At 62.1% G+C, this 22,971-nt stretch carries 20 protein-coding genes; 15 read left to right on the top strand and 5 right to left on the bottom strand.

Annotated elements, in window-relative coordinates:
- Positions 1-279 precede the first annotated feature (279 nt).
- The 15 genes from ACFVSJ_RS21225 (at position 280) to ACFVSJ_RS21155 (ending at position 17,040) form a co-directional block, all read left to right on the top strand.
- Positions 280-1,278 carry a substrate-binding domain-containing protein gene (locus tag ACFVSJ_RS21225; protein ID WP_387439066.1) on the top strand — a complete coding sequence of 333 codons (999 nt, stop codon included), beginning with the start codon at positions 280-282 and terminating at the stop codon, positions 1,276-1,278.
- A 70-nt stretch (positions 1,279-1,348) separates the two neighbouring features.
- Positions 1,349-2,401 (top strand): ABC transporter permease, encoded by a 1,053-nt coding sequence (locus tag ACFVSJ_RS21220; RefSeq protein ID WP_387439065.1) that lies wholly within the window; start codon positions 1,349-1,351, stop codon positions 2,399-2,401.
- A 12-nt stretch (positions 2,402-2,413) separates the two neighbouring features.
- Complete coding sequence (locus tag ACFVSJ_RS21215) at positions 2,414-3,340, top strand: ATP-binding cassette domain-containing protein (RefSeq protein WP_387439064.1); 927 nt, start codon at positions 2,414-2,416, stop codon at positions 3,338-3,340.
- Between the two features lie 30 nt (positions 3,341-3,370).
- On the top strand, positions 3,371-4,801 hold the full coding sequence (locus ACFVSJ_RS21210; protein WP_387439063.1) for an aldehyde dehydrogenase family protein: 1,431 nt from the start codon (positions 3,371-3,373) through the stop codon (positions 4,799-4,801).
- 19 nt (positions 4,802-4,820) lie between these two features.
- Entirely contained in the window at positions 4,821-6,770 is a 1,950-nt protein-coding gene (iolD, locus tag ACFVSJ_RS21205) for a 3D-(3,5/4)-trihydroxycyclohexane-1,2-dione acylhydrolase (decyclizing) (RefSeq protein WP_387439062.1), read from the top strand.
- On the top strand, positions 6,767-7,540 hold the full coding sequence (locus ACFVSJ_RS21200; protein ID WP_387439060.1) for an HpcH/HpaI aldolase/citrate lyase family protein: 774 nt from the start codon (positions 6,767-6,769) through the stop codon (positions 7,538-7,540). Before iolD ends, ACFVSJ_RS21200 begins: the two co-directional genes overlap by 4 nt.
- A gap of 30 nt (positions 7,541-7,570) precedes the next feature.
- Positions 7,571-8,782 (top strand): Gfo/Idh/MocA family protein, encoded by a 1,212-nt coding sequence (locus ACFVSJ_RS21195; protein WP_387439059.1) that lies wholly within the window; start codon positions 7,571-7,573, stop codon positions 8,780-8,782.
- A 2-nt stretch (positions 8,783-8,784) separates the two neighbouring features.
- Positions 8,785-9,804: a LacI family DNA-binding transcriptional regulator gene (locus ACFVSJ_RS21190; protein WP_387439058.1), complete on the top strand. Its 1,020-nt coding sequence runs from the start codon at positions 8,785-8,787 to the stop codon at positions 9,802-9,804.
- Between the two features lie 62 nt (positions 9,805-9,866).
- Positions 9,867-10,799, top strand: a complete 933-nt coding sequence (locus ACFVSJ_RS21185) for a hydroxyacid dehydrogenase (protein WP_387439057.1) — start codon at positions 9,867-9,869, stop codon at positions 10,797-10,799.
- Positions 10,796-11,818: a Gfo/Idh/MocA family protein gene (locus tag ACFVSJ_RS21180; RefSeq protein WP_387439056.1), complete on the top strand. Its 1,023-nt coding sequence runs from the start codon at positions 10,796-10,798 to the stop codon at positions 11,816-11,818. The genes ACFVSJ_RS21185 and ACFVSJ_RS21180 overlap by 4 nt, the downstream gene beginning before the upstream one ends.
- A gap of 14 nt (positions 11,819-11,832) precedes the next feature.
- Positions 11,833-12,846: an inositol 2-dehydrogenase gene (iolG, locus tag ACFVSJ_RS21175; RefSeq protein WP_387439055.1), complete on the top strand. Its 1,014-nt coding sequence runs from the start codon at positions 11,833-11,835 to the stop codon at positions 12,844-12,846.
- Positions 12,847-12,849: 3 nt separating this feature from the next.
- Positions 12,850-13,629: an SDR family oxidoreductase gene (locus ACFVSJ_RS21170; protein ID WP_387439054.1), complete on the top strand. Its 780-nt coding sequence runs from the start codon at positions 12,850-12,852 to the stop codon at positions 13,627-13,629.
- Complete coding sequence (locus tag ACFVSJ_RS21165) at positions 13,626-14,513, top strand: sugar phosphate isomerase/epimerase family protein (RefSeq protein ID WP_387439053.1); 888 nt, start codon at positions 13,626-13,628, stop codon at positions 14,511-14,513. Before ACFVSJ_RS21170 ends, ACFVSJ_RS21165 begins: the two co-directional genes overlap by 4 nt.
- A complete protein-coding gene (locus tag ACFVSJ_RS21160) occupies positions 14,510-15,547 on the top strand; it encodes a Gfo/Idh/MocA family protein (RefSeq protein ID WP_387439052.1) in 1,038 nt (345 codons plus the stop codon). Before ACFVSJ_RS21165 ends, ACFVSJ_RS21160 begins: the two co-directional genes overlap by 4 nt.
- On the top strand, positions 15,547-17,040 hold the full coding sequence (locus tag ACFVSJ_RS21155; RefSeq protein WP_387439051.1) for a CoA-acylating methylmalonate-semialdehyde dehydrogenase: 1,494 nt from the start codon (positions 15,547-15,549) through the stop codon (positions 17,038-17,040). The genes ACFVSJ_RS21160 and ACFVSJ_RS21155 overlap by 1 nt, the downstream gene beginning before the upstream one ends.
- A gap of 154 nt (positions 17,041-17,194) precedes the next feature.
- Here ACFVSJ_RS21155 and ACFVSJ_RS21150 read toward each other — a convergent pair whose 3' ends face one another.
- From ACFVSJ_RS21150 to ACFVSJ_RS21130, 5 genes are all read right to left on the bottom strand, one after another.
- Positions 17,195-18,211 carry a zinc-binding dehydrogenase gene (locus tag ACFVSJ_RS21150; protein ID WP_387439049.1) on the bottom strand — a complete coding sequence of 339 codons (1,017 nt, stop codon included), beginning with the start codon at positions 18,209-18,211 and terminating at the stop codon, positions 17,195-17,197.
- A gap of 303 nt (positions 18,212-18,514) precedes the next feature.
- Positions 18,515-18,841 (bottom strand): hypothetical protein, encoded by a 327-nt coding sequence (locus ACFVSJ_RS21145; protein ID WP_387439048.1) that lies wholly within the window; start codon positions 18,839-18,841, stop codon positions 18,515-18,517.
- Between the two features lie 32 nt (positions 18,842-18,873).
- Positions 18,874-20,328 carry an MFS transporter gene (locus ACFVSJ_RS21140; RefSeq protein WP_387439047.1) on the bottom strand — a complete coding sequence of 485 codons (1,455 nt, stop codon included), beginning with the start codon at positions 20,326-20,328 and terminating at the stop codon, positions 18,874-18,876.
- Positions 20,325-21,248 (bottom strand): hypothetical protein, encoded by a 924-nt coding sequence (locus tag ACFVSJ_RS21135; RefSeq protein WP_387439046.1) that lies wholly within the window; start codon positions 21,246-21,248, stop codon positions 20,325-20,327. The genes ACFVSJ_RS21140 and ACFVSJ_RS21135 overlap by 4 nt, the downstream gene beginning before the upstream one ends.
- A 38-nt stretch (positions 21,249-21,286) precedes the next feature.
- Entirely contained in the window at positions 21,287-22,924 is a 1,638-nt protein-coding gene (locus ACFVSJ_RS21130; RefSeq protein ID WP_387439044.1) for a flavin-containing monooxygenase, read from the bottom strand.
- Between the last annotated feature and the right edge of the window lie 47 nt (positions 22,925-22,971).

Below are 22,971 nucleotides of genomic sequence, written 5' to 3'. Positions count from 1 at the left end.
CAGGAGGCAACCAGTTCAGGAGGCGAAAAGTCGATCAATGGTTCTCCTTCGAAGCAGTGAGGCGTGGGTCACGCGATGTTCTGTAATCATGAAAGCACACATCGTTGGAACGGTCTATTGACATCGTGTAATCTCTAGTTCTAGTGTTGGACCGTTCCACAAAGAGAAGTGGATCACACTCCGTTCTAACATCCAAGACCTCCGTACTGGCCTCTCATTCCAGCAGGGCCTGGGCCTGCACATAGGTCGAGAATTTACGCGAATCAAAGGAGATTTCACGTGGCGAAGTTCAATTGGCGGCGAAGCGTTTTGGCGCTTGCCGTGGTACCGCTTTTGGCACTGGGGGCATGTTCAAGCCAGGGCGGCAAGACGGAAGCTTCAGGCGATGGCTCGGGATCGGGCGGCCAGGTCGCCAGCACCCCCCGCATGAAGGTCGCCCTGATTACGCATGCCGAAGCAGGCGATACCTTCTGGGATATTGTCCGCAAGGGTGCCGAGGAAGCGGCTGCAAAAGACAACGTCGAGATCCTTTACACCAACGATTCCGACGCCGGCCGCCAGGCGCAGCTGGTCCAGCAAGCCATTGACCAGAAGGTTGACGGCATCGCGGTGACCATCGCCAACCCTGGCGCGATGAAGGACGTCATGAAGAAGGCCAAGGATGCCGGGATTCCGTTGGTGAGCTTCAACGCCGGTGGAGATGTTTCAGCACAGCTTGGTGCCTTCACCCACTTCGGCTCCAACGAGACACTGGCCGGCGAAGCCGTCGGTGCCAAGCTCGCAACCGACGGATACAAGCACCCCATCTGCGTGATCATGGCCCAGGGGCAGGTTCAGCTCGAGCAGCGCTGCGCGGGTGTGAAGGCAAAGGTTCCTGCCACTGAGATTCTCTATGTAGATGGCAAGGACATGACGGCTGTGCAGTCCACGGCAACTGCCAAGCTACAGGCTTCCAAGGACGCTGACGTGATTGTCGGTCTCGGTGCGCCCTACACCGTCACGATCCTCAAGGCTGTGGCCGACGCGAACAGTCAGATCAAGGTCGCCAGCTTCGACCTCAACCCGGCCTTGGCTCAGGCCATCAACGATGACAAGGTCCTCTTCACCGTAGACCAGCAGCCCTACCTGCAGGGCTACCTCGCGGTTGACGGGCTGTGGCAGAACAAGCGCGGCGGATTCAAGGTCGGCGGCGGCCAGGCTGTCCTCACCGGGCCGTCCATTGTTGACAAGACGACCATCGCTGACGTTCTGAAGAACGTCCAGCAGGGCATCCGCTAACCCGAAGAGTTGCGGGCCGCGCGGTGCCTTGGAGCATCGCGCGGCCGGACCATCAAGGAGCCAAATCCTCATGACTACTGCAACTGCCCCCGCGCCCTCGTCGACTTCCAAAGACGAACGAGTCGGTCGCCGCAGCCCGATTCAGCAACTTCTGGCACGTCCCGAAGTAGGTGCTCTCGTTGGCGCTATCCTCCTGTTTGTATTCTTCTCGGTCGTCGCCCCGACGTTCCTGCAGCCCAACTCGTTCGCGACGGTGCTCTACGGTTCATCGACCATTGGCATCATGGCAGTCGGCGTCTCGCTGCTGATGATCGGTGGCGAGTTCGACCTCTCCACGGGTGTAGCCGTCATCTCCTCGGCCCTGACCGCCTCACTGTTCAGCTGGTACTTCTCCACCAACATCTGGGTGGGTGTCCTCTTGGCGCTGGTGGTCTCCCTGGGCATCGGCTTCATCAACGGGTGGATCCTGGTCAGGACCAAGCTGCCCAGCTTCATCGTCACGCTCGCCACGTTCCTCATGCTGACCGGCCTGAACCTGGCATTGACCCGGCTCATCGGCGGTTCCGTTTCTTCCCCGTCGATTGCTTCGATGGACGGATTCACACTCGCGAAGTCAATCTTCGCTTCTTCGGTCAATATCGCCGGCGTGGACGTGAAAGTCACGGTCTTCTACTGGATCGTCCTGGTCCTGATTGCTTCCTGGGTGCTCCTGCGGACCCGCATCGGTAACTGGATCTTCGCCGTCGGTGGCGACGCCAACGCAGCCCGCGCCGTGGGTGTTCCCGTGACCAAGACCAAGATCGGCCTGTTCATGGCCGTTGGGTTCTGCGGCTGGATCCTGGGCATGCACAACCTCTTCGCCTTTGACGCCGTGCAGTCCGGCGAAGGCGTGGGCAACGAGTTCCTCTACATCATCGCCGCAGTGATCGGTGGCTGCCTCCTGACCGGTGGCTACGGCTCGGCTGTCGGTGGGGCGATCGGCGCTTTCATCTTTGGCATGGCCAACAAGGGCATCGTCTACGCGCAATGGAACCCGGACTGGTTCAAGTTCTTCCTGGGCTTGATGCTGCTGCTGGCCACCATCGTCAACCTCATCGTCAAACGCCGGGCAGAGCTGAAGTAAGGGGCCGGACCAATGAATGCACAACAGATCGACCAGCAAACCCTGCTGAAAGACGAGAAAGACCCCTTGACCCACACACCCGTGCACCTGCTCTCCCTCGAAGCCGTGGGCAAGCACTACGGCAACATCATCGCCCTGCGGGACGTGACCATGGCCGTGGACAACGGCCGGGTCACCTGCGTCCTGGGCGACAACGGTGCGGGCAAGTCAACGCTGATCAAGATCATCGCCGGCCTGCACCAGCACGACGAAGGCACGTTGAACGTGATGGGGGATGCCAGGAAGTTCAACTCACCCAGGGAAGCACTCGACGCCGGCATCGCTACCGTTTACCAGGACCTCGCCGTGGTACCCCTGATGCCGATTTGGCGGAACTTCTTCCTCGGCTCCGAACTGACCACCGGCTTTGGTCCGTTCAAGAGCATGGATGTCCAGAAGATGAAGGACATCACTAAGAAGGAACTCGCGGACATGGGCATCGACCTGCGCGATGTGGAGCAGCCCATCGGCCAGCTCTCCGGCGGTGAACGCCAGTGTGTGGCCATTGCCCGCGCCGTGTACTTCGGCGCGAAGGTCCTGATCCTCGACGAACCCACCGCCGCGCTGGGAGTCAAGCAGTCCGGCGTCGTACTTCGCTACATCCTGCAGGCCCGCGACCGCGGCCTCGGCGTCATCTTCATCACGCACAACCCCCACCACGCGTTCCCCGTCGGTGACCGGTTCCTGCTGCTCAAGCGCGGCAAGTCGATCGGTTACTACGACAAGAAGGACATCACCTTGGACGAGTTGACGGCCCAGATGGCCGGCGGTGCCGAACTGGCCGAACTCGCCCACGAGCTCGAACAACTCGGCGGACACACCGAGGCACTGAACGAAGTCAAAGCTGAAGTGGCTGAGGTCACCGAGGCAGCGGCTGAAAGCACCACCAAGCGCCACTAAGCGCTGACGACCAACCTGGATGGAGCAACCATGGAAATGCTAGTAGCCGGAAACTGGCGAGGAGCCGCTGACGGCAGGACCGAAGAAGTCCGTTCGCCCTTTGACGGCCGGACGATCGACACGGTCCCTGTGGCGGCAGTTAAAGACGCCCAGGATGCTCTGGACAGGGCAGAAATCGGTGCGCACGTACAGCGGAACACTCCCGCGCACGCCCGGGTCGATATCCTCCTGCGCGCGGCTGCCTTGGCAGATGAGCGCGCGGAGGATATCGCCCAAACCATCAGCGCCGAGACAGGTAAGCCGATCACGGAAGCCCGCGGCGAGGCCTCTCGTTCCGGCAACATCATCCGGTTGGCGGCCTATGAAGGCAGCCAACTCTACGGTTCCACTCTTCCCTTGGACGCCAACGCCGGAACCGGCTTGGACAAGGTGGGTTTCACGCTTCGGCAGCCCGTGGGAATTGTTGTAGCAATCACCCCGTTCAACTACCCGGCGCTGTTGGTGTTGCACAAGATTGCCCCGGCACTGGCAGCCGGCAATGCGGTGGTACTCAAGCCCGCCAGGGCGACTCCGTTGACGGCATTAAAGCTCGCACAGTGCTTCGTTGACGCCGGCCTGGCGCCGGAGGCACTATCCGTGATCACCGGACCTGGAAGCTCGCTGGGCGATGTCCTGGTCTCCGATCCCCGGGTCCGCAAGGTTTCCTTCACCGGTTCGACCGGCACCGGCACGCATATCTCTTCCATCGCTGGGGTCAAGAAGCTGTCGCTGGAGCTTGGCGCTTCGTGCCCGGTCATCATCCTTCCCGACGCCGACCTTGAACTGGCCTCCAGCGCTGTTGCCGCCGGTGGGTACATCAATGCCGGCCAGGTCTGCATTTCCGTGCAGCGCGTCATCGTCGACCGTCGCGTGGAGGCGGACTTCCTTGACGCCCTGGTGCCGAAGGTCGAAGCCATCGCCGTAGGCAACCCGAAGGAAGACGACACACGGCTGGGTTCCTTGATCTCCGAGGAAGAAGCCACCCGCGTCCATGCCTCCATCACTGAGGCCCGCCATTCCGGAGCCCGTGTTCTGACCGGCGGCGACCGGGACGGCGCAGTTGTGACCCCAGCGGTGGTCGCCGGTGTTGACCCCCGGTCGAACCTGAGCCGCAACGAACTGTTCGGCCCGGCAGTCGCTGTTTCCTCAGCCCAGGACATCGAATCCGCCATCGCCTTGGCCAACGACAACGACTACGGCCTCGGCGCCGGGATCTTCACCAACGACGTCGCCGGAACCGTTCAGGCCATGCGGCAGATCGACGCCGGCAACATCCACATTAACTGGTCTCCGTTGTGGCGTGCTGACCTGATGCCCTACGGCGGTCTCAAAGGCAGCGGTATCGGCAAGGAAGGCGTCCGCTCCGCCGTCCAGGAAATGACCGAAGACAAGACAATCGTCCTGCACGGACGCCCCTGGTAACGACAAACGAAACAAGGCAATGACTACACCATCGCAGACCATCCGGCTGACCACAGCCCAAGCGGTCATCAAGTACCTTTCCGCACAGTTTTCCGTCGCCGACGGCGTCCGGCGCCGCCTGGTCCCTGCCGCGCTGGGCATTTTTGGCCACGGCAACGTCGCCGGCCTGTCCCAGGCACTGGACCAGCTCGCCGACGACATGCCGTTCATCCAGGGCCGCCACGAGCAATACATGGCCCACATTTCCACCGCTTACGCCAAAGCCACCCGCCGCCAGTCCGTGCTGGCCGTGACGGCCTCCATCGGCCCCGGCGCACTGAACCTTGTCACCGCCGCCGGGCTGGCCACCGTAAACCGGCTTCCGTTGCTCTTGCTGCCCGGTGACACGTATGCCACCCGCCACCAGGGACCGGTGCTGCAGCAACTTGAACACCCCACCGAAGCGGACGCAACGGTCAACGACGCCTTCCGCCCGGTCTCCCGGTTCTTTGACCGCATCAACCGCCCCGAGCAGCTGCTGACCGCCCTGCCGCAGGCCATGAGGGTACTGACGAGCCCCACCGATACCGGCGCCGTAGTGATCTCCCTTCCCCAGGATGTCCAGTCCCACGCCTACGACTTCCCGGCTGAATTCTTCGAGCCCCGTGACTGGAAGATCCGCCGGCCGCTGCCTGCCGCTGACGAGGTAAACGAGGTTGCTGAGCTGGTTCGCAACGCCAAGCGCCCGGTGGTTATCGCAGGCGGCGGCATCCATTACTCCGATGCCCATGCAGCCTTGGAGGCTTTCGCGGGCCAGACCGGCATCCCCGTAACGGAAACCTTCGGAGGTAAGGGCGCGGTTACCAAGGACGAGTGGTGGCAGGTCGGCGGTGTGGGACTCGAGGGCAACTTCGCTTCCAACGCCCTGGTCAAGCAGGCCGATCTTGTCCTCAGCGTCGGCACTCGCCTGACCGACTTCGCCACAGGGTCCCAGTCGATCTTCGAGAACCCCGAGGTCCGGTTCGCATCGCTGAACATCGTTGACGCGGACACCCGCAAGCAAGGCGCCACGGGCATCCTGGCCGACGCGCGCCTCGGCCTCGAAGCCCTCGCCCAGGCCCTTGAAGGACACTCCACGGCCGAAGCTTGGCAGGAAACCGTCCAAGCTGAGAAGGCTAAATGGGCGCCCATTCGTGCCCAGTGGCTCGACGCTGACACCGCCTACCGTCCCGAGGACCACCCACACGCCCCTGTCACCGAGGCAGTGCTGACCCAGCCGCAGCTCATTGGCCTCATGCAGGAGCATGCCCGCTCCGGCGACACCATCATCGCGGCAGCCGGAGGACCTCCTGGTGACCTGCAGAAGGTGTGGGACGCCACGGGCAACCGTAACTGCCACCTGGAATTCGGTTTTTCCTGCATGGGATACGAAATCGCCGCCGGCATGGGTGTCCGCCTGGCCGAAGGGAACAACGACAACCGCGTGGTCACCTTCATCGGTGACGGCACCTTCCTCATGGCCCCCACGGAGATCCTCACCGCGGCCCAGGAAGGCCTCAACGTCACCGTCATCGTGTCCGAGAACCACGGCTACCAAGTCATCCACCGCCTGCAGATGAACCGGATGGGACGCGAATTCGGCAACGAGTTCCGCTACCGCACCACCGCCGGAAGCGTCGCAGTTGACGACGCCGCCAAGGCCCGCCTGGACGGCGACTACCTCAAGGTCGACCTCCGACAGATCGCCGAAGGCCTCGGCGCCCTCGCCATCCGGGCCACCTCAGCAGCCGAAGTCCGCGAAGCCCTGGCCTCCACCCGTGGCACCGCAGGCCCCGTCGTCATCGTCGTCCCCACCGTCCCGCATGTGGACCTTCCCGGTGGAGACGTCTGGTGGGATGTTGCTCCCGCCGAGGTTTCCGAGCAGGAATGGGTTCAGGACCTCCGCGCCGACTACGAGATCGCACGCACCCGTCAGCGGTGGTTCGGATGAGCACCGGACCCCTCGACGGCGGGGCACTGCGCCGCCGCCTCACCGCAGGTGAGGTAACCGTCGGCACCTTCGTCGGAATGGCCTCCGCCACTGCAGCAGAAGTCTGCGCAGCATCAGGAGCCGACTGGGTACTGATCGACCTCGAACACGGCTCCGGCGGCGAAGACGCAGTCCGCGACGGCGTCATTGCCGCAGGCGCCTACGGTGTTCCCACCCTCGTCCGTGTCGAAAGCGGAGAACGCATCCGAATCGGCCGCGTTTTGGACCAGGGCGCAGCCGGCATCATGGTGCCGCGACTGAACTCAGTCAACGAGGCAGCCCAGGCCGTCAAGCACATGCTGTACCCGCCTTATGGGGACCGGGGTGTGGCCACCTACAACCGTTCGTGCCGTTGGGGAATGGACCGCGAACCACTGGGCGCGCAGGAGCAAAGCACGGTAGGCATCATCCAGATCGAGACCCTCGATGCCCTCGAGAGCGTGGAGGACATCGCCGCCCAGGACGGCGTCGACGTTCTTTTCGTCGGCCCCTTGGACCTGTCCTATGCGCTCGGTGTGCCGCTGCAACTGGACAGCAACGCTTTCCAGGAAGCTCTGCAAAAAGTAGTGGCAGCGGCCGAACGGCACCACAAAGCGGCCGGGATCCTCGCCGTGGACGGCGTCGCTGCTGCCAAGTACGTCCAGCAAGGCTTCCGCTTCGTAGCCATCGGATCGGACTCAACCATCATGGCGGCCGCGTTCCGTGACGCCTTCGACTCCGCCCGCAACTAACCAAGACTTACCAAAAAGAAAGGCATGAAAGTGAGCCAAGAATCCCGCACCGTCGGTGTCGGCCTCATCAGCGTCGGATGGATGGGAAAGCTCCACTCGCGCGCCTACCAGACCGTGCCCTACGCTTACCCCGAACTGGGCCTGACCACGAAGCTGGTTATCGCAGCCGACACCGAGCCCAGCCGTGTGGACTACGCCCGTGACGTTCTGGGGTTCGCCGAAGGCACCACCGACTACCACGATGTCCTGAACCACCCTGACGTGGAGGTCGTCTCCATCTGCGCCCCGAACTTCCTGCACGCCGAGATCGGCATCGCAGCAGCGAAGGCCGGCAAGCATTTCTGGATCGAAAAGCCCGTAGGACGCGGATACGAGGAGACCGCAGCGGTCCAGGAAGCAGCCGTGGAAGCCGGGGTTGTCACCTCCATCGGTTACAACTACCGCCACGCACCTGCCGTGGAGCACGCCCGCAAGCTCATCGCCGAAGGCCGCCTTGGCCGGATCACGAACGTACGGGCCGTGTTTTTCTCCGGATACGCCTCCGAACCCAACGGCGCCCTGTCCTGGCGGTTCAACCGCAAACTCGCCGGAACCGGCGTACTTGCGGATTTGTTCAGCCACGCCACAGACCTGTGCCAGTATGTAGTTGGTCCCATCGCCGAAGTAACTGCGCTGACAAGCACCGTCTACACCCAGCGCCCCAAACTGGCCATGGGCTCGGGTACACACTTCGCGGTAATCGAGAACGGTGAAATGGGGGAGGTCGAGAATGAGGATTACGCAGCAGCGCTGGTCCGCTTCGGCCCGTCCGCGGTTGGCGCCAGCGCCGTTGGCACGATCGAATCCTCCCGCGTCGCTGTTGGCCCCGAATGCGGCTACCAGATTGAGGTCTACGGCACCGAAGGCTCACTCAAGTGGGACTTCGAACGCATGAACGAACTCAAGATCTGCCTGGGACGCAATAACGACGAACAGGGCTACACCACGGTCAACGCCAGCCCACGCCACGGCGATTACTCGCACTTCCAGCCCGGACCCGGTAACAGCATGGGCTTTGACGACCTGAAGGTCATCGAGGCCAAGAAGTTCCTGCTCGCTGTCACCGGCGGCCCCCAGGAAAACTCCAACATCCACGACGCGGCCTCCGCGGCGGCCATCGTCAGTGCCGCCGAAGAATCAGCTCACTCAGGCCAATGGCAGAAGCTCGAGGAAATCCACGGCACCACGGCAGCTCGGGTGTAATGATGACCACCTCATCCGACCGGCGGCCCACGATCAAGGACGTGGCCGAACGCGCCGGTGTTTCCAAGTCCTTGGTCTCGCTCGTTCTGCGCGATTCACCCCGCGTCAGTGACGAGCGCCGCCAGCGGGTGCTGAAGGTCGTTGAGGAGATGGGGTACGAGCTCAACCTGGCTGCACGGTCCCTGGCCACACGGCACAGCGGCAACATCGGCGTCCTCGTCAGCGACCTGCACAACCCTTGGGCTTTCGATGTCGCCGACGCCGCGCGCCCCGTGCTCGAAGAGGCAGGACACACCGTCCTGTTCAGTGCGGTCACGGCCAAGGACAGGGGAGTGGACCAGTCCATCCTCCAAGCCTTCCGGGACCTGCGCGTCTCCGGGCTCCTCGTCATCGGAACGGTGCCCGATAAGGCACCGTTCAACCGGGCCGTCTCCGGCGGGGCTGTTGTCTTCGCCGGCGGCGGACCCGACTACATCGACACCGCCGACGTCGTCAGATCCGATGACACCCACGGCATGGTCATGGTCGTCGAGCACCTGATAGCCCAAGGACACGAGAACATCGTGCACCTTGGCGGCCTTGGGGGTTCGGTTGGCAGGGCACGTGTGGACGGGTACTCCGCGGCCATGGAAGAACACGGCCTCTCCAGGCACATCAGTGTCGTCGACGCGGATTTCTACCAGGAATCCGGATACGTCGCCGCGCAAAAAGCCCTGAACTCATCCCGCTCACAGCATCTGCGCCCGACTGCACTGGCCTGCCTGAACGATCTCGCCGCCCTGGGGGCGATGACGGCAGCCGATGAGTGCGGAGCCAAAGTCGCGATCACCGGGTACGACAACATCGCACTCGGGGCAATGCCTCGCCTCGGTCTGACCACCGTTGACCCGGACAGCAGCGCAATCGGCGTCACCGGCGCCAAGGCACTCCTCGAACGCATTCACGGCGAGGGCAACGGCTTCGTGCACCACCCCATCGCACCGCGCCTGGTCGTGCGGACTTCAAGCCTCACCGGGCTCTAAAAAACACCACCACATCCGGCACCTGAGGTGCCGCTCCATACTCCACATCTTCAAGGATGACGATGGCCTCGCCTAACAACACCCAAAAACTTGTCGCACTCGGCAGTGTCGAACCCGACCTCGTGCAGCCCCTCCTGGCCGAAAACCAACAGCTGGTGCTGAACCCCACTGACGAGGATCTGGCCACCGCGGAAGCTGCCATCGTCCGGGCCGCCTACCGCGTGGACAGGGACCTGCTGGACCGCATGCCAGCCCTTAAGGTCATTGCCCGCACCGGAGTGGGAACCGACTTGGTCGACGTCGCCGAGGCGGACCGCCGGGGCATCCCCGTTGTCATCACTCCCGGCAGCAACACCGCCTCCGTCGCCGAAGGAGTCTTCGCCCACCTCCTGGCGCTCGTGAAACGGCTCGCCCCACTCACCGCATTGGTACGGGAAGGCCGCTGGGACGAACGGTCAGGCGTTGATGTCGGTGACCTTGAAGGCTTCACCTTGGGCATCATCGGCTACGGCCGCATCGGCCGCCGCGTGGCACGGATCGCCGAAGCCTTCGACCTGAATGTTCTCGCCTACGATCCCTACGCAGAAATTCCCGAAGCCAACCGGTGCGACACCGTCGAAGAACTCCTCCACAACAGCGACTTCGTGACCCTGCACGCACCGCTGACAGCTGAGAACCGGAACCTGATCAACACTGAACGCCTGCACACGATGAGAAACGGTGCCGTCATCATCAACTGCAGCCGCGGCGGACTGATCGATCTTGATGCCGCCTATGCGGCACTGCAGTCCGGGCAGCTCAGCGGCCTCGGGCTTGACGTCTTCGACCCGGAACCCCCGACCCACCACCCCATCTTCGACCACAACAACGTGACCCTCACACCCCACCTCATGGGATTCACCAAACAGGGGATGGCTCACACCGTCAGGGACGCGGCCCAGGGCGTTGTCGACGTTCTGGCAGGACGCGCACCGATGGCGGTGGCGCAGCCATGACAGTCCGCGTAGGAGTCATCGGAACCGGTGTCATGGGCGCCGAACACGCCCGCATCCTGCAGGGCAGCATCTCCGGGGCGACAGTCACGGCCGTCGCGGACACCATGTACGACCGGGCACAAACCGTTGCCGCACACACCGGTGCCCGCAGTTTCGACTCGGCGGAGAAGCTCATCGCCTCCCCCTTTGTCGACGCGGTACTGATCGCATCTCACGACAGCGTGCACGCCGACCAGGTCAAGGCCTGCCTCGCGGAGGGTAAAGCCGTGCTCTGCGAGAAGCCGTTGGCCCCCACCATCGAGGAATGCCAGGCAATCGTGGACCTCGAAGCCCTGGGAACCGGCAATCCAAAAGTCTCCGTGGGGTTCATGCGCCGGTTCCACCCCGCGTACCAGGACCTGAAGGCCAAACTGCAGCAGGGCACCATAGGCCGGCCCCTGATGATGCTTAGCTCCCACCGGAACGTGCACTCCTACCCCGGAGGTGATTCGGCATCGACCATCACCAATTCCGGTATCCACGAAATCGACATCACCGCATGGCTCCTGGATTCACCCATTAATAAAGTCAGTTGGCATGCGCCGAGAAGCACCAGCGAAGACACCCGCCAGGATCCCCAGGTTTTCCATCTCTACACCGCAGACGGCGTACTGACCATCGTGGACGTCTTCGTCAACGCCAGGTACGGCTACGATGTCCGCTGCCAAGTTGTCGGAGAGCAAGGCAGTATGGAAATGGCCCGGCCGCAGCAGACCACGCTGCACCACGGCCTCCAACAGAGCCATGGTTATCCCGGCGACTGGCGGCCTGTTTTCGCCGATGCTTACCGCCGGCAAACCCAGGCCTGGGTCGACTCCCTCGCCACAGGCAGACCCTCACCGTTGGCAACGGCAACAGAGGCGATGAATGCCACCCGCGTCGCGCAGGCGCTCGTCACATCCATGGAAAACGATGGGATGACCGTCGACGTCGACCACGAACCAGCAACCCAACCCCACCCGGTGCGGGCCACCCGCTAGAAAGGACCCCAAACATGTCCACTGAACGACCTTTGAAAGTCGCTTTGTTCGGCTCCGGCCGCATCGGCCAGGTCCATGCCCGCAACATCGCCGCTCACCCGGACCTTGAGCTGGCCTGGATTGCTGACCCCTTCATCGAAGGAGCCACCAACCTCGCTGCGGGCACCGGAGCGGTTGCTGTCGAAACCGCTGACGAGGTCTTCGCCAACGCGGACCTGGATGCCATCATCATCGGATCCCCCACCAACACCCATGTGGAGCTGATCTCCCGGGCCATGTCCCAGGGAGTGGCAGCACTGTGCGAAAAGCCGATCGATCTCGACATCGACCGCGTCCTGGCCTGCCGCGATGAGATCCGAGGCAACAACACCCCGCTCATGCTGGGCTTCAACCGCCGGTTCGACCCGAACTTCGCAGCCATCCAAGCCCGCGTGAGCGCCGGGGAAATCGGACAGTTGGAACAATTGACCATCATCAGCCGTGACCCCGCTCCCGCGCCGGCCAACTACATCGCGACCTCCGGTGGCATCTTCCGGGACATGAGCATCCACGACCTCGACATGGCCCGGTTCTTCGTCCCGGACATCATCGAAGTCTCCGCCTCCGGCGCCAACGTCTTCTGCGACTACATCGAGGAGGCCGGCGACTTCGACTCGGTGGTCATCTCGCTGCGGGGACGCAACGGCGAACTCATCACCATCACCAACTCCCGGCACAGTGCCTACGGTTACGACCAACGCCTCGAAGCGTTCGGCAGCGAAGGAATGCTCAACGCCGGCAACGTCAGCCCCACCACGGTCCGCAAGTACAGCGCCGCCGGCACTGAAGAAACCAACGCATACCTGCCCTTCTTCCTCGAACGCTACGTCGACGCCTACCGAAACGAACTCGACGCCTTCGCCAAGGCAATCCGCACCGGAACGGCCTGCAGCCCCGGATTCGATGACGGTGTGCAGGCGCTCGTGCTGGCCAACGCCGCCGAAGAATCCGCACGCTCCGGCCGCGCTGTGAAGATCGGACAGGAGTAACCCATGGGATTGCTGAACGACAAGGTCCTCCTTATCAGCGGAGGCACCCAAGGGCTTGGAGCCGGAGTTGCACGCCGCGCCGCCGCCGAGGGCGCGGCCGGTATTGCCATCACCGGCCGCAACGCAGACAGCGGTGAAGAACTCGCAGCCGAACTGACCTCAGCCGGCGTCGAAACCAGGTTCATCAAGACGGACCTTGCCGACGTGGAGCAGGCACGTAACTCAGTGCTGGAAACCGTCTCAGCCTTCGGGAAGCTGGACTGCACCGTCAACGCCGCCGGGCTGACCACCCGCGGAACCATGCTGGACACCACCCCGGACCTGTTCGACGCGCACATTGCAGTGAACCTGAAATCACCGTTCTTCATCATGGCTGAAACCATCAAGCACCTGCGCAGCCGCCAAGCCCCCGGCAACATCCTGAACGTCATCTCCATTGCCGAGCTCGGCGGACAGCCCTACCTGGCGCCCTACGTCGCAGCGAAAGCCGGTCTTGCCGGAGCTACCCGCAACGCAGCGCACGCCCACCGCTGGGACAGGATCCGCATCAACGGACTCGACATCGGGTGGACCGCTACCGATGGCGAAGCCGAAACCCAGAAGAAATTCCACGGCGCAGGGGAGGACTGGCTTCAAAAAGCCAACGCATCCGTCCCCATGGGAAAGCTCGGCCAAGTGGACGAGATCGCCGAATTCATTGTCTTTCTCCTCTCCGACAGGAGCGGAGTTGTTACCGGCTCAGTCATCGACTGGGACCAGAACGTACTTGGAGGATCAGATTGAGCACCATCACGAGCCGTTTGGCCGCAGCCCCCATCTCCTGGGGCGTGTGTGAGGTCCCGGGGTGGGGCCACCAACTCGAAGCAGACAAAGTCCTGACCGAGATGACCGCCCTGGGCATCAGCGCCACCGAGTTCGGTCCGGAAGGCTTCCTGCCCAAAGAGGCGACCCAGCGGGCCGAGGTCCTGAAGCAGCACAACCTCCAAGCCATCGGCGGATTCTTCCCTGTCATCCTTCACGACCCGGCCAAGCGTCCCTTGGATGTCGTGGCTCCCGAACTCGATGCCTACGAAACGGCCGGAGCCAGCATCATGGTTCTTGCCGCCGAAACCGGCGTCGCCGGCTACGACCAGCGCCACGAACTCGATACAGAAGGATGGGACCTCTTCGGCAGGAACCTCAACGCCATCGTCAAGGCAGCGGCCGACAAAGGCATCCAAGCCGTGGTCCACCCGCACGTAGGAACCATGATCGAAAGCACCTCGGACGTCAACAGGGTGCTGAACGACACCGAAGCGAACCTTTGCCTGGATACCGGCCACCTGCTCATCGGCGGGACCGACCCCAGCCGGCTGGTCCGTGACTACGCCTCCCGCATCGGACACACCCACCTGAAAGACGTCCGCAAGGCCGTCGCGGAGCGGGTGCAGGCCGGTGAACTGTCGTACACCGACGGCGTCAAGAGCGGTATGTACGTGCCCCTCGGCCAGGGTGACGTGGGAATCGCCGGGATCGTGGGGGACCTTCTTGCTGCCGGTTACACCGGCTGGTTCACCATGGAGCAGGACACCATCCTGGAAGCCACACCGACCGGTGAAGGCCCCGTGCAGGATGTGCGCCAGTCTGTTGCGTTCCTTCGCGCCCTTGAACAGGAACTTCAGGGATGAGCGCTGTCCGATGGGGCGTCCTTACCACCGCACGCATCGCCCAGGACCGGTTTCTGCCTGCCATGAAGACGGCACGCAACGCCGTAGTCATAGCCATCAGCAGCCCCAATGGCAAAGCCGCCGGAGTGGCCGAACAATTCGGGATCCCGAGCGTGTACTCCTCGCACGAGGAACTCCTCGCAGATCTCAACGTCGAAGCTGTCTACCTGCCTTTCCCTAACGGCCTGCATACCGAATGGATCATCGCGGCGGCAGAGGCCGGGAAAGACATTCTCTGCGAGAAGCCGCTGGTGGCCAGCCTTGAGGACTACCAGCGGGTCCGCGAAGCATGCACCCGGAACAACGTGAACCTTATGGAAGCGTTCATGTACCGGTTTCACCCCCAGCACCAAAAGGTCCGGGAGTACATCAGCTCTGGACGCATCGGAAAACCCGTTTCCATGCATGCCCGCTTCCACTTTCCGATGAACCGCAGTGACGGCGAGATCCGGCTCCAACCCGGCCTCGACGGGGGCGCCATCAACGATGTCGGCTGCTACGCCATCGACATCATGAACATGATGATGGGGCGAGCCCCGCACACGGTCTACGGCAAAGGAACCAGCCCCAACGCCGCCGACCCGGTCGAGACATCCGCCGCAGCCATCCTTGACTACGGGGATGTCATCGGAACGCTCGACTGCGGCTTCGAAGGCGGCGGCAACCGCGCCCACACCTTCCACATCATCGGAACCGAAGGCCAAATCTTCCTCGACAAGGCCTTCGACCCTGCCCCATGGGAAACCGCGCAGGTCAGCGTCCAATCACGCGATGGACGCTCCGAAACCTCCGTCATCGGAGAAGACCAGTTCAAGATCGAGATCGAACGATTCAGCGCCTGGGTCCGTAATTCCAGCGCCGAACTCATCCACCGACCTCTGACCGAGGAAAACCTTGCAGTCCGCTTGGCACTGCACGAATCCATCGCCACAGGCCTGCCGCGGTACGTCACGGATGTCCACGCGGTCGAATACCACCTATCTCAGGAGCAGTAATGACCGTCATCAACCACTTCATCAGCGGTGCCGAGACCGCCGGTAACGGCACTGACACCAAGCCCGTCTACAACCCCGCCACCGGCGCCGTGACCGGAGAGCTGCGCCTCGCGAACCGGGACGACCTGGACAACACCGTAGCGATCGCCAAGAAAGCCTCAGAAACCTGGGGGGATATCTCCCTGTCAAAGCGGACCGCCGTGCTGTTCAAGTTCCGTGAACTGGTCGCCTCCCACGTGGACGAACTCGCCGCACTGATCACCGCCGAGCACGGCAAAGTCCTCTCGGACGCCAAGGGCGAAATCGGCCGTGGCCTTGAGGTCATCGAGTTCGCTTGTGGCATCCCCACCCTGCTCAAGGGCGAATACTCCGATCAGGTATCCACCGGCATCGATGTTTTCTCATTCCGCGAGCCTGTAGGTGTCGTTGCGGGCATCACCCCGTTCAACTTCCCTGTCATGGTGCCGCTGTGGATGGCCCCGATGGCGATCGCCACAGGCAACGCATTCATCCTCAAGCCCTCCCACCGGGTGCCCTCAGCGGCAATGCTCTTGGCAAAGCTGTTCAAGGAAGCCGGCCTGCCTGACGGTGTCTTCCAGGTCCTGCACGGTGACCGCGAAGTCGTCTCCGGCCTTCTGACACACCCGGACGTCGACGCGATCTCCTTCGTCGGTTCCACTCCTGTGGCCAAGCACATCAACGAGGTTGGAACGGCTCACGGCAAGCGCGTCCAGGCTCTGGGCGGCGCGAAGAACCACGCCATCATTCTTCCCGACGCTGACCTGGACAATGCTGCAGACCACGTCGCCGCCGCAGCCTTTGGATCCGCAGGGCAACGCTGCATGGCCATCTCCGTCGCCGTTGCCGTAGGCGACGCTGCAGACCTGCTCGTGAAGAAGGTCGAAGAGCGAGCTCTCGCAATCAAGGTCAAGAACGGCACTGAATCGGACGCCGACATGGGCCCTGTCATCAGCCCGGAGTCGAAGGCATTCATCACCAAGACCGTCACCGAAGCCGAACAAGCCGGTGCTGCCATGGTGGTTGACGGCCGCGACCTCCTCGTCCCCGGCCACGAAGAAGGCTTCTGGGTTGGCCCCACCGTCATCGACCATGTTCAAACCGAAATGAGTGCCTACACCGAAGAAATCTTCGGTCCGGTCCTTGTCGTTGTCCGCGTGGAAGACCTGGACGAAGGCATCAAGCTGATCAACGCCAACCCCTACGGCAACGGCACCGCGATCTTCACCTCCTCGGGAGCCGCCGCCCGGAAGTTCCAGCGCTCCGTTGATGTGGGCATGATTGGCATCAACGTTCCCCTGCCTGTGCCTGTCGCCTACTACTCCTTTGGCGGGTGGAAGGCATCCCTGTTCGGCGACAAGCACATTTACGGCCCCGAAGGCGTCTCCTTCTACACCCGCGGGAAAATCGTCACCTCGCGTTGGCCCGAAGCGGATCACGCCTCCGGCGCCTCCTACAATTTCCCTTCGACTTAGGGACGGAACGTCGGCCCGTTCGTCGCAGCCACTGGATCGACGGCTGCGACGAACGGGCCGCGCCCGGTAATCGGCTATCACGAGTAACGATGCGGCCCCTACTCGCCGTCCGCAACTGCCAACGGGCTCGTTGCCCTGGCAGCCATCGGAAAAGCTAGTCGAATGTCACGACCACTTTGTCAGTCGCGCCCGGAGTCCCTGCTAGTTCAACGGCTTTCACGGACTCGGTGAAAGGAATCGTGTCACTGATGATGTGCTGGTACTTTTCCCAATCGGCAATGATCGAATCTGTCACCTCGAAGATTTCGGTTGGATAACCCATGGCCAGGCGGATATCCGGCTCGCACGTGAGTATCTGCTGAAAGTCGATTTCGACGGGCTTCTTGTGAACAGCGACGATCGTCAGCACGCCGCGGTGCTTCATTGCTTCAAATGTTGTCGAGATAACGCTTGGCGCACCTGCGGCATCTAAGTATATGTCCGTCCCTGCTCGTTCACCGTGCCCCCTGAAGCCCGGGACCGTCCCGTGCAGTGCCTTCAATTGCTCCACGACGTCTTCTTCCGAAGAGTTGATGACGGCATCGGCCCCCACCGCTAGCGCTTTCTTCAATCGGTTAGGGATGATGTCCACCACAACCACATGAGCGGCGCCCTTGCTCTTGAACCCGATGGCGGCACCAAGCCCCACGGGGCCTGCCCCAAACACGACGACCTTCGAACCCTTGCCTGCTCCGGAGCGGTTTACGCCATGAAAAGCAACGGCCATCGGTTCATTAAGCGCCGCGACGGTCCAAGGAATGTTCTTGGGAATTACGCGGAAATGGACTCCGGCCTTCGCGTCGAGCAGAACAAACCGTTCGGATAACCCACCTTGAGCGCCGCCGTTCCCGATGATGCCATCGGCGTTGGGCATCGGGTTGATGACCACGTGATCACCCACGGCCACGTCGGATACATCGACTCCTACTTCAACTACTTCTCCGGCAATCTCGTGGCCGAGCCGAGTGTGTCCCTCACGCGGTGGGATGCCCCCACGATGTGCGTAATAGACGTCTGACCCGCAAATTCCGCAGGCCTTCGGAGCGACGACGATGTCCTTGGAACCGGCTGTGGGTTCATTGATGTTGAGTAGCTCAACAGTGTCAGGACCCGTGACGACGAGCGATTTCACATTGACTCCGTTCTATGGCGCGCTCAAGCGCGCGAATTGATGAGACCTTGGTAGAGCCGCAGAAATGGCCGGATCAGAACATTGGACTCAAGTCACCAACGATGTCGTCGGTGCTGATCATGCGCCTGCCTCGCCCACCGTCTGTCCAGATCCAGAAGGATGAGTTGTCCGGCATTACTGCGTCTACAGCCCCGGTTACTACATCGGGGCCGATACGCATGCTCACGCGGCGTCCGGGTAGAAGGATATGGCTGTAATCGGGTGTTGCTTCTTCGAGCGAAGCTTCCCCTGGAAGGGCATGGCTCATTGCTTGGGGCCGTGCATGGGAGCAAATGCTCCGAAGAACATCTGCTGGAGGTCCTGCGTATCGGTACCTCCCAGCCCGGCGCTGAAAAGCGTTGCCTGGGCTTCCGCCGCGGAACCCTCGATTTCATAGACGGTCGCGTAGCGGAATCCAGTGGCGCCTACGCTTGCAGTTTCATATCGCTGCGCGCTGACGAAGCCTGGCAGGGCCACCACCTGGGGGATATGCGTGTTCGAGTACCAATCATTGAACTCGTCATCTTTCCCTTTCACGGCGTTGACGAGCGCGATCAGGATCTCTCGTGGTGCAGCATTTGAATCGGTCATGATTGTTCCTTCGGTGGATGCTGGGCGGGTGCCTACTTTGATGTCATCGAATGAAGCTCTTCCGATGACAACAGGGTTCGGGGAAGGGGGCGCTTGGGTATGAATGCAGCGATAAGGGCGGACGCGATTGCGGCCAGTAGACCCAACGTGAAGGCGCCATCGAACCGCTCGCCAAGGGAGACCGGGGCACCGGATGAGGCGGGTACCGGACTCGCGAGCACTGCGGCGATAGCAGCGGCCGCCGTCGCGGTTCCGAGCCCACGCATGAGGGCGTTCAGACCGTTCGCTGCGGCGGTTTCGTTCCGCGGGACCGCCTCCATGATGAGAGTTGGCATTGCTGCGTAGCCAAGCCCGACACCGACTCCCGTAAATGTATTGATGACGACGATGTGCCAAAGCTGCAGGTCAAGCATCATTGAGGCGGCATAGCACCCGGCAATGATCACTGAGCCGGCGACGAGCGACGGTTTCGCCCCGAACCGCCGTTCCATACGGCCCGCGATGGGCGACATGGCGAGCATTGCGAAGCCCGAGGGCATCAGGGCGAGCCCTGCGGTAACCAAAGGCATGCCGAGTCCGCCGGCTTGGGTGGGAAGCTCAAGCAGCTGAGGAAAAGCAATGCTTGAAGCGAAGAGCGCGAAGCCCATTGCCACAGATGCAACGTTGGTAAGTAGTACCGCAGGACGGGCGTTAACTCGGAGATCGACCAACGGATCCCGGACCCGGAGCTCGTATGCGCCCCATATCAGGAATACTGCAAAGCCACCTATGAGCAGGGTGAGGGTAACCGGCGACGTCCAACCCCAGCTGTTTCCTCGGGAGATGCCCAGGAGCAACGCAACAAGACCAAGGGTTAGGCCGACAACGCCTCCGACGTCGATCGCGCCTCCCGGGCGCCCGCCGCGTTCGGGGACGATGAAAAACATCAGGGCGAGGGTTGCCACGCCCGTTGCGGTTGCAACCCAAAACAGCACGCGGAAGTCTGAGTTTTCGGTGACAAACGCGCTGATCGGCAGACCGAGAGAGGAACCAACACCGAGTGTGGCGCTGACGAGTGCGATGGACGACCCGAGTCGGGCGGGATCTATGGAGTCACGCAGGAGGGCGATCCCCAGCGGTATGACCCCTAATCCGGTACCCTGCAGGGCGCGGCCGATGATTAAGGGCAGCACAGTAGGAGACAGCGCCGCCACCACGGAACCTGCAATTAGCAGCCCGAGGAGCACTAGAGAAATGCGACGTTTGCCAAACATGTCGCCGAGCCGCCCGGCAATGGGAGTGCAGATCGCTGAGACCAGGAGAGTCACCGTTATGACCCAGGCTGTGTCGTCGGGCTCTGCGTGCAGCAATCCTGGAAGGGCTCCTTGGATGGGAATGAGGATCGTTTGCTGGAAGGACGCGCTCATTCCTGCGAACGCCAGAACGGCAACGATCAGGCGCTGACGGGTGCGGGATGGAAGCTGGGAGTCGGACGCCGCGGTGCTCATCGAACAAGATGCCTTGCTGGCGCAGTGGTGAATCCCCAAGCAATTCCAAGGCTGGTAGAGGGTTCGGTTACCAGCGACGTGGACGAGCGCTCCGCGATGCCGACGTGGTTGGCTTCCAAGTGCCGTGCGGTGCGCTCAAGGTCTCCGACCTCCCACGTAATGGAATGGTAGGTGTCGGTCCCCCCGCCGCCCTGTTGGAGAACATGCCCCGCTGTGTCCTCGGACGCGAAATGGAATACAGCGTCGGCCAGGCGCACGTACGGTCCGGAGAGGTCCCTGATGCTGTCGGCCCCGGTATGGATTACTTCCCCGCCCATGACATCGACGGTCAGGTTCAGTGCTCGTCCGAGCTGCGCCGTAAGGATGGTGTGGTGCGATACACCAACGATTCCCAGTGGGTCGCGGTCGGCAGGCTGTGGGGAGGCCCAGCCGGCGTCGAAACGTGGGTCCAACGGGAAGGGGAAAGTTTCAAAGAATTGGTATCTGAGGCCGGCGTCCTCGGGTGAGGAGTAGAACGGCGATGGACCGCCGCCCCACTCCTCACCGTCGAGGGGCGTATCGCGTGCATTGACCAGCCCGACGCCGGCGGATCGCAGAGTGCGATAGAGGCCTTTTGCTCCGTCGACGTACCAGCCGACTGTATCCAGATAGCCTTCGTCGGTGTCGGGGTACCGCTGAACTCCGCCCGTTAGGTATTTTCTGGGTTCCAGGCAGTCAATGAGCACATCAGCAACCATCGTGTAGTTCGAATAGTCCGTGGAATGGCCCGGTGCCGGCGGAGTTGTCATCACGGTGCCGATGTTCGTACTGGGCCGCCCGAATACTCTGGAGAAAAAGTCTTCCGCTTCGTCCAGGCTCGGCACATGGATGGTTGGATGGAAAATCGAGCGCACACTGAAGCTCTGGTTGGTGGCAGTCATTCCGATACTCCTTGACGTGTAGGTACGGTGTCGCCCACTTAGCTGGCGGCTACCCTTTCCAAGGCGCTTGAGAATGCGCCGCCGTAGTTTTCCGTGGAAGCTACTTCATTCAGAATCTCGTGGAGCTTTCCTCGACCTCCTGGATTCAGGAGGAACTTGCGGGGCTTGCCTTCGACATTGGCGCCGTAGTAGTGGCTGTGTTCGACGGAGAAGATGGACAGCGGTGCCAATGTCTCGATCATCGACATCCAGATGGCCTCCTGCTCAGCCGTCGGTTCGAAGGTGTCGTAACCGTGGTCCCGGGCGTAGATGATGGTGTCGAGGATCCAGTCAACCTGATCCTGTGAGTACCGGGGGTAGTTGCCTCCGCCGGCACCGTGCGGGCCGCCGGGGAAGAAGAAATTGGGGAGACGGTTGGCGCTGAAACCGCCAAAGTCTGAGGGACCGTCTTCCCAGTCGACGCTCAGGTCGAGGCCTTCGCGGCCTTTTACGCCCATGCGTGTGAGGGCGCCGGTTCCGAAGTCGAATCCAGTGGCGTAAACGATGATGTCGTAGTCCCTGTGTCCTTCGGTGGTTTGGATGCCGGTAGCGTCCACGCGGACGATGGGCGTTTCCTTCAGCGCGATCAACCCCGCGTTGGGCTTGTTGAAGGATTCAAAGTAGTTCGTCACGAACGGCGGTCGCTTGGCTCCGAACAGATGGTCCTTAGGGATGAGGCGGTCGGCCGTGACAGGGTCCTGGACGATGCTCCGGATCTTGTTGGCCAGAAATTCGCAGAACTCGAGGTTGACTTCACGGTTCGTGGTCATGTCGTAGTAATTGGAGGTGAGCTTGGCGAACCCGGGACTCTTCCAGATCTTCTCGTAGAATTCCTGGCGGGCTTCCGGGGTGTCGTCGGTGGAGAACTTTCCGGCCGGTTCGTGCAGGAACCCCGAGGGGGAGGTACTGAGTACTTTCGCGACGTGCTCGAAGTTGTCTTGGAGCCAGTCGTGCTTTTGGTCATCGATCGGTGCGTTGTTCAGGGGCGTGGTCCATGTGGGCGTCCGCTGGTACAAGTCCACAGTTTCGACGATGTCGACGATGGCCGGAAGCAGCTGGGCTCCGCTGGGACCATTACCGATGATGGCCACGCGCTTGCCGTGGAAGTCAATGGGGGTGTGCGGCCAGGCACCGGTGTGGTGGCCTTCGCCTTGGAAGTCCTCGAGTCCTTCGATCTCGGGCAGATGCGGCACCGAGAGACCGCCTGTAGCGGAGATGACCCAACGGGCGCGAGTAGTTTCACCCGTGTCGGTCGTGACCGTCCAAGCCGCGTCAGCCTCATCGTGGACGGCAGAGACGACTCGCTGGCCGGTGCTGATGTTCTTGCGCAGATCGAACCGATCGACGACGAAGTTCAGGTAGTCCTCGATTTCGGGCTGTGTGGCGAATTCCTCCTTCCAGCGCCACTCGCTGAAGAGCTCCTTCGAGAAGATATACCCGTAGGTATAGCTCTCTGAGTCAAAGCGAGCTTGGGGGTAGCGGTTCCAGTACCACACCCCTCCGACGCCGTCGCCGGCCTCGAGGGTACGTGCCGAGAACCCGGCCTGGACGGCGCGGTAGAGGGCGTAAATACCCACGACTCCGGCACCAATGACCAGAACATCCACGTCGACATCGTTGTCAGACTTCACTGTCATTCTCTTGCTCCCACTCCATCAGGAAGTTACTCTTGATCTATGTCCGA

The organism is Paenarthrobacter sp. NPDC058040 (genome assembly GCF_042885775.1).
Lineage (GTDB): Bacteria > Actinomycetota > Actinomycetes > Actinomycetales > Micrococcaceae > Arthrobacter.
Note: the sequence above shows the minus strand (reverse complement) of the source record. Positions and strands in the feature narration are given on the sequence as shown.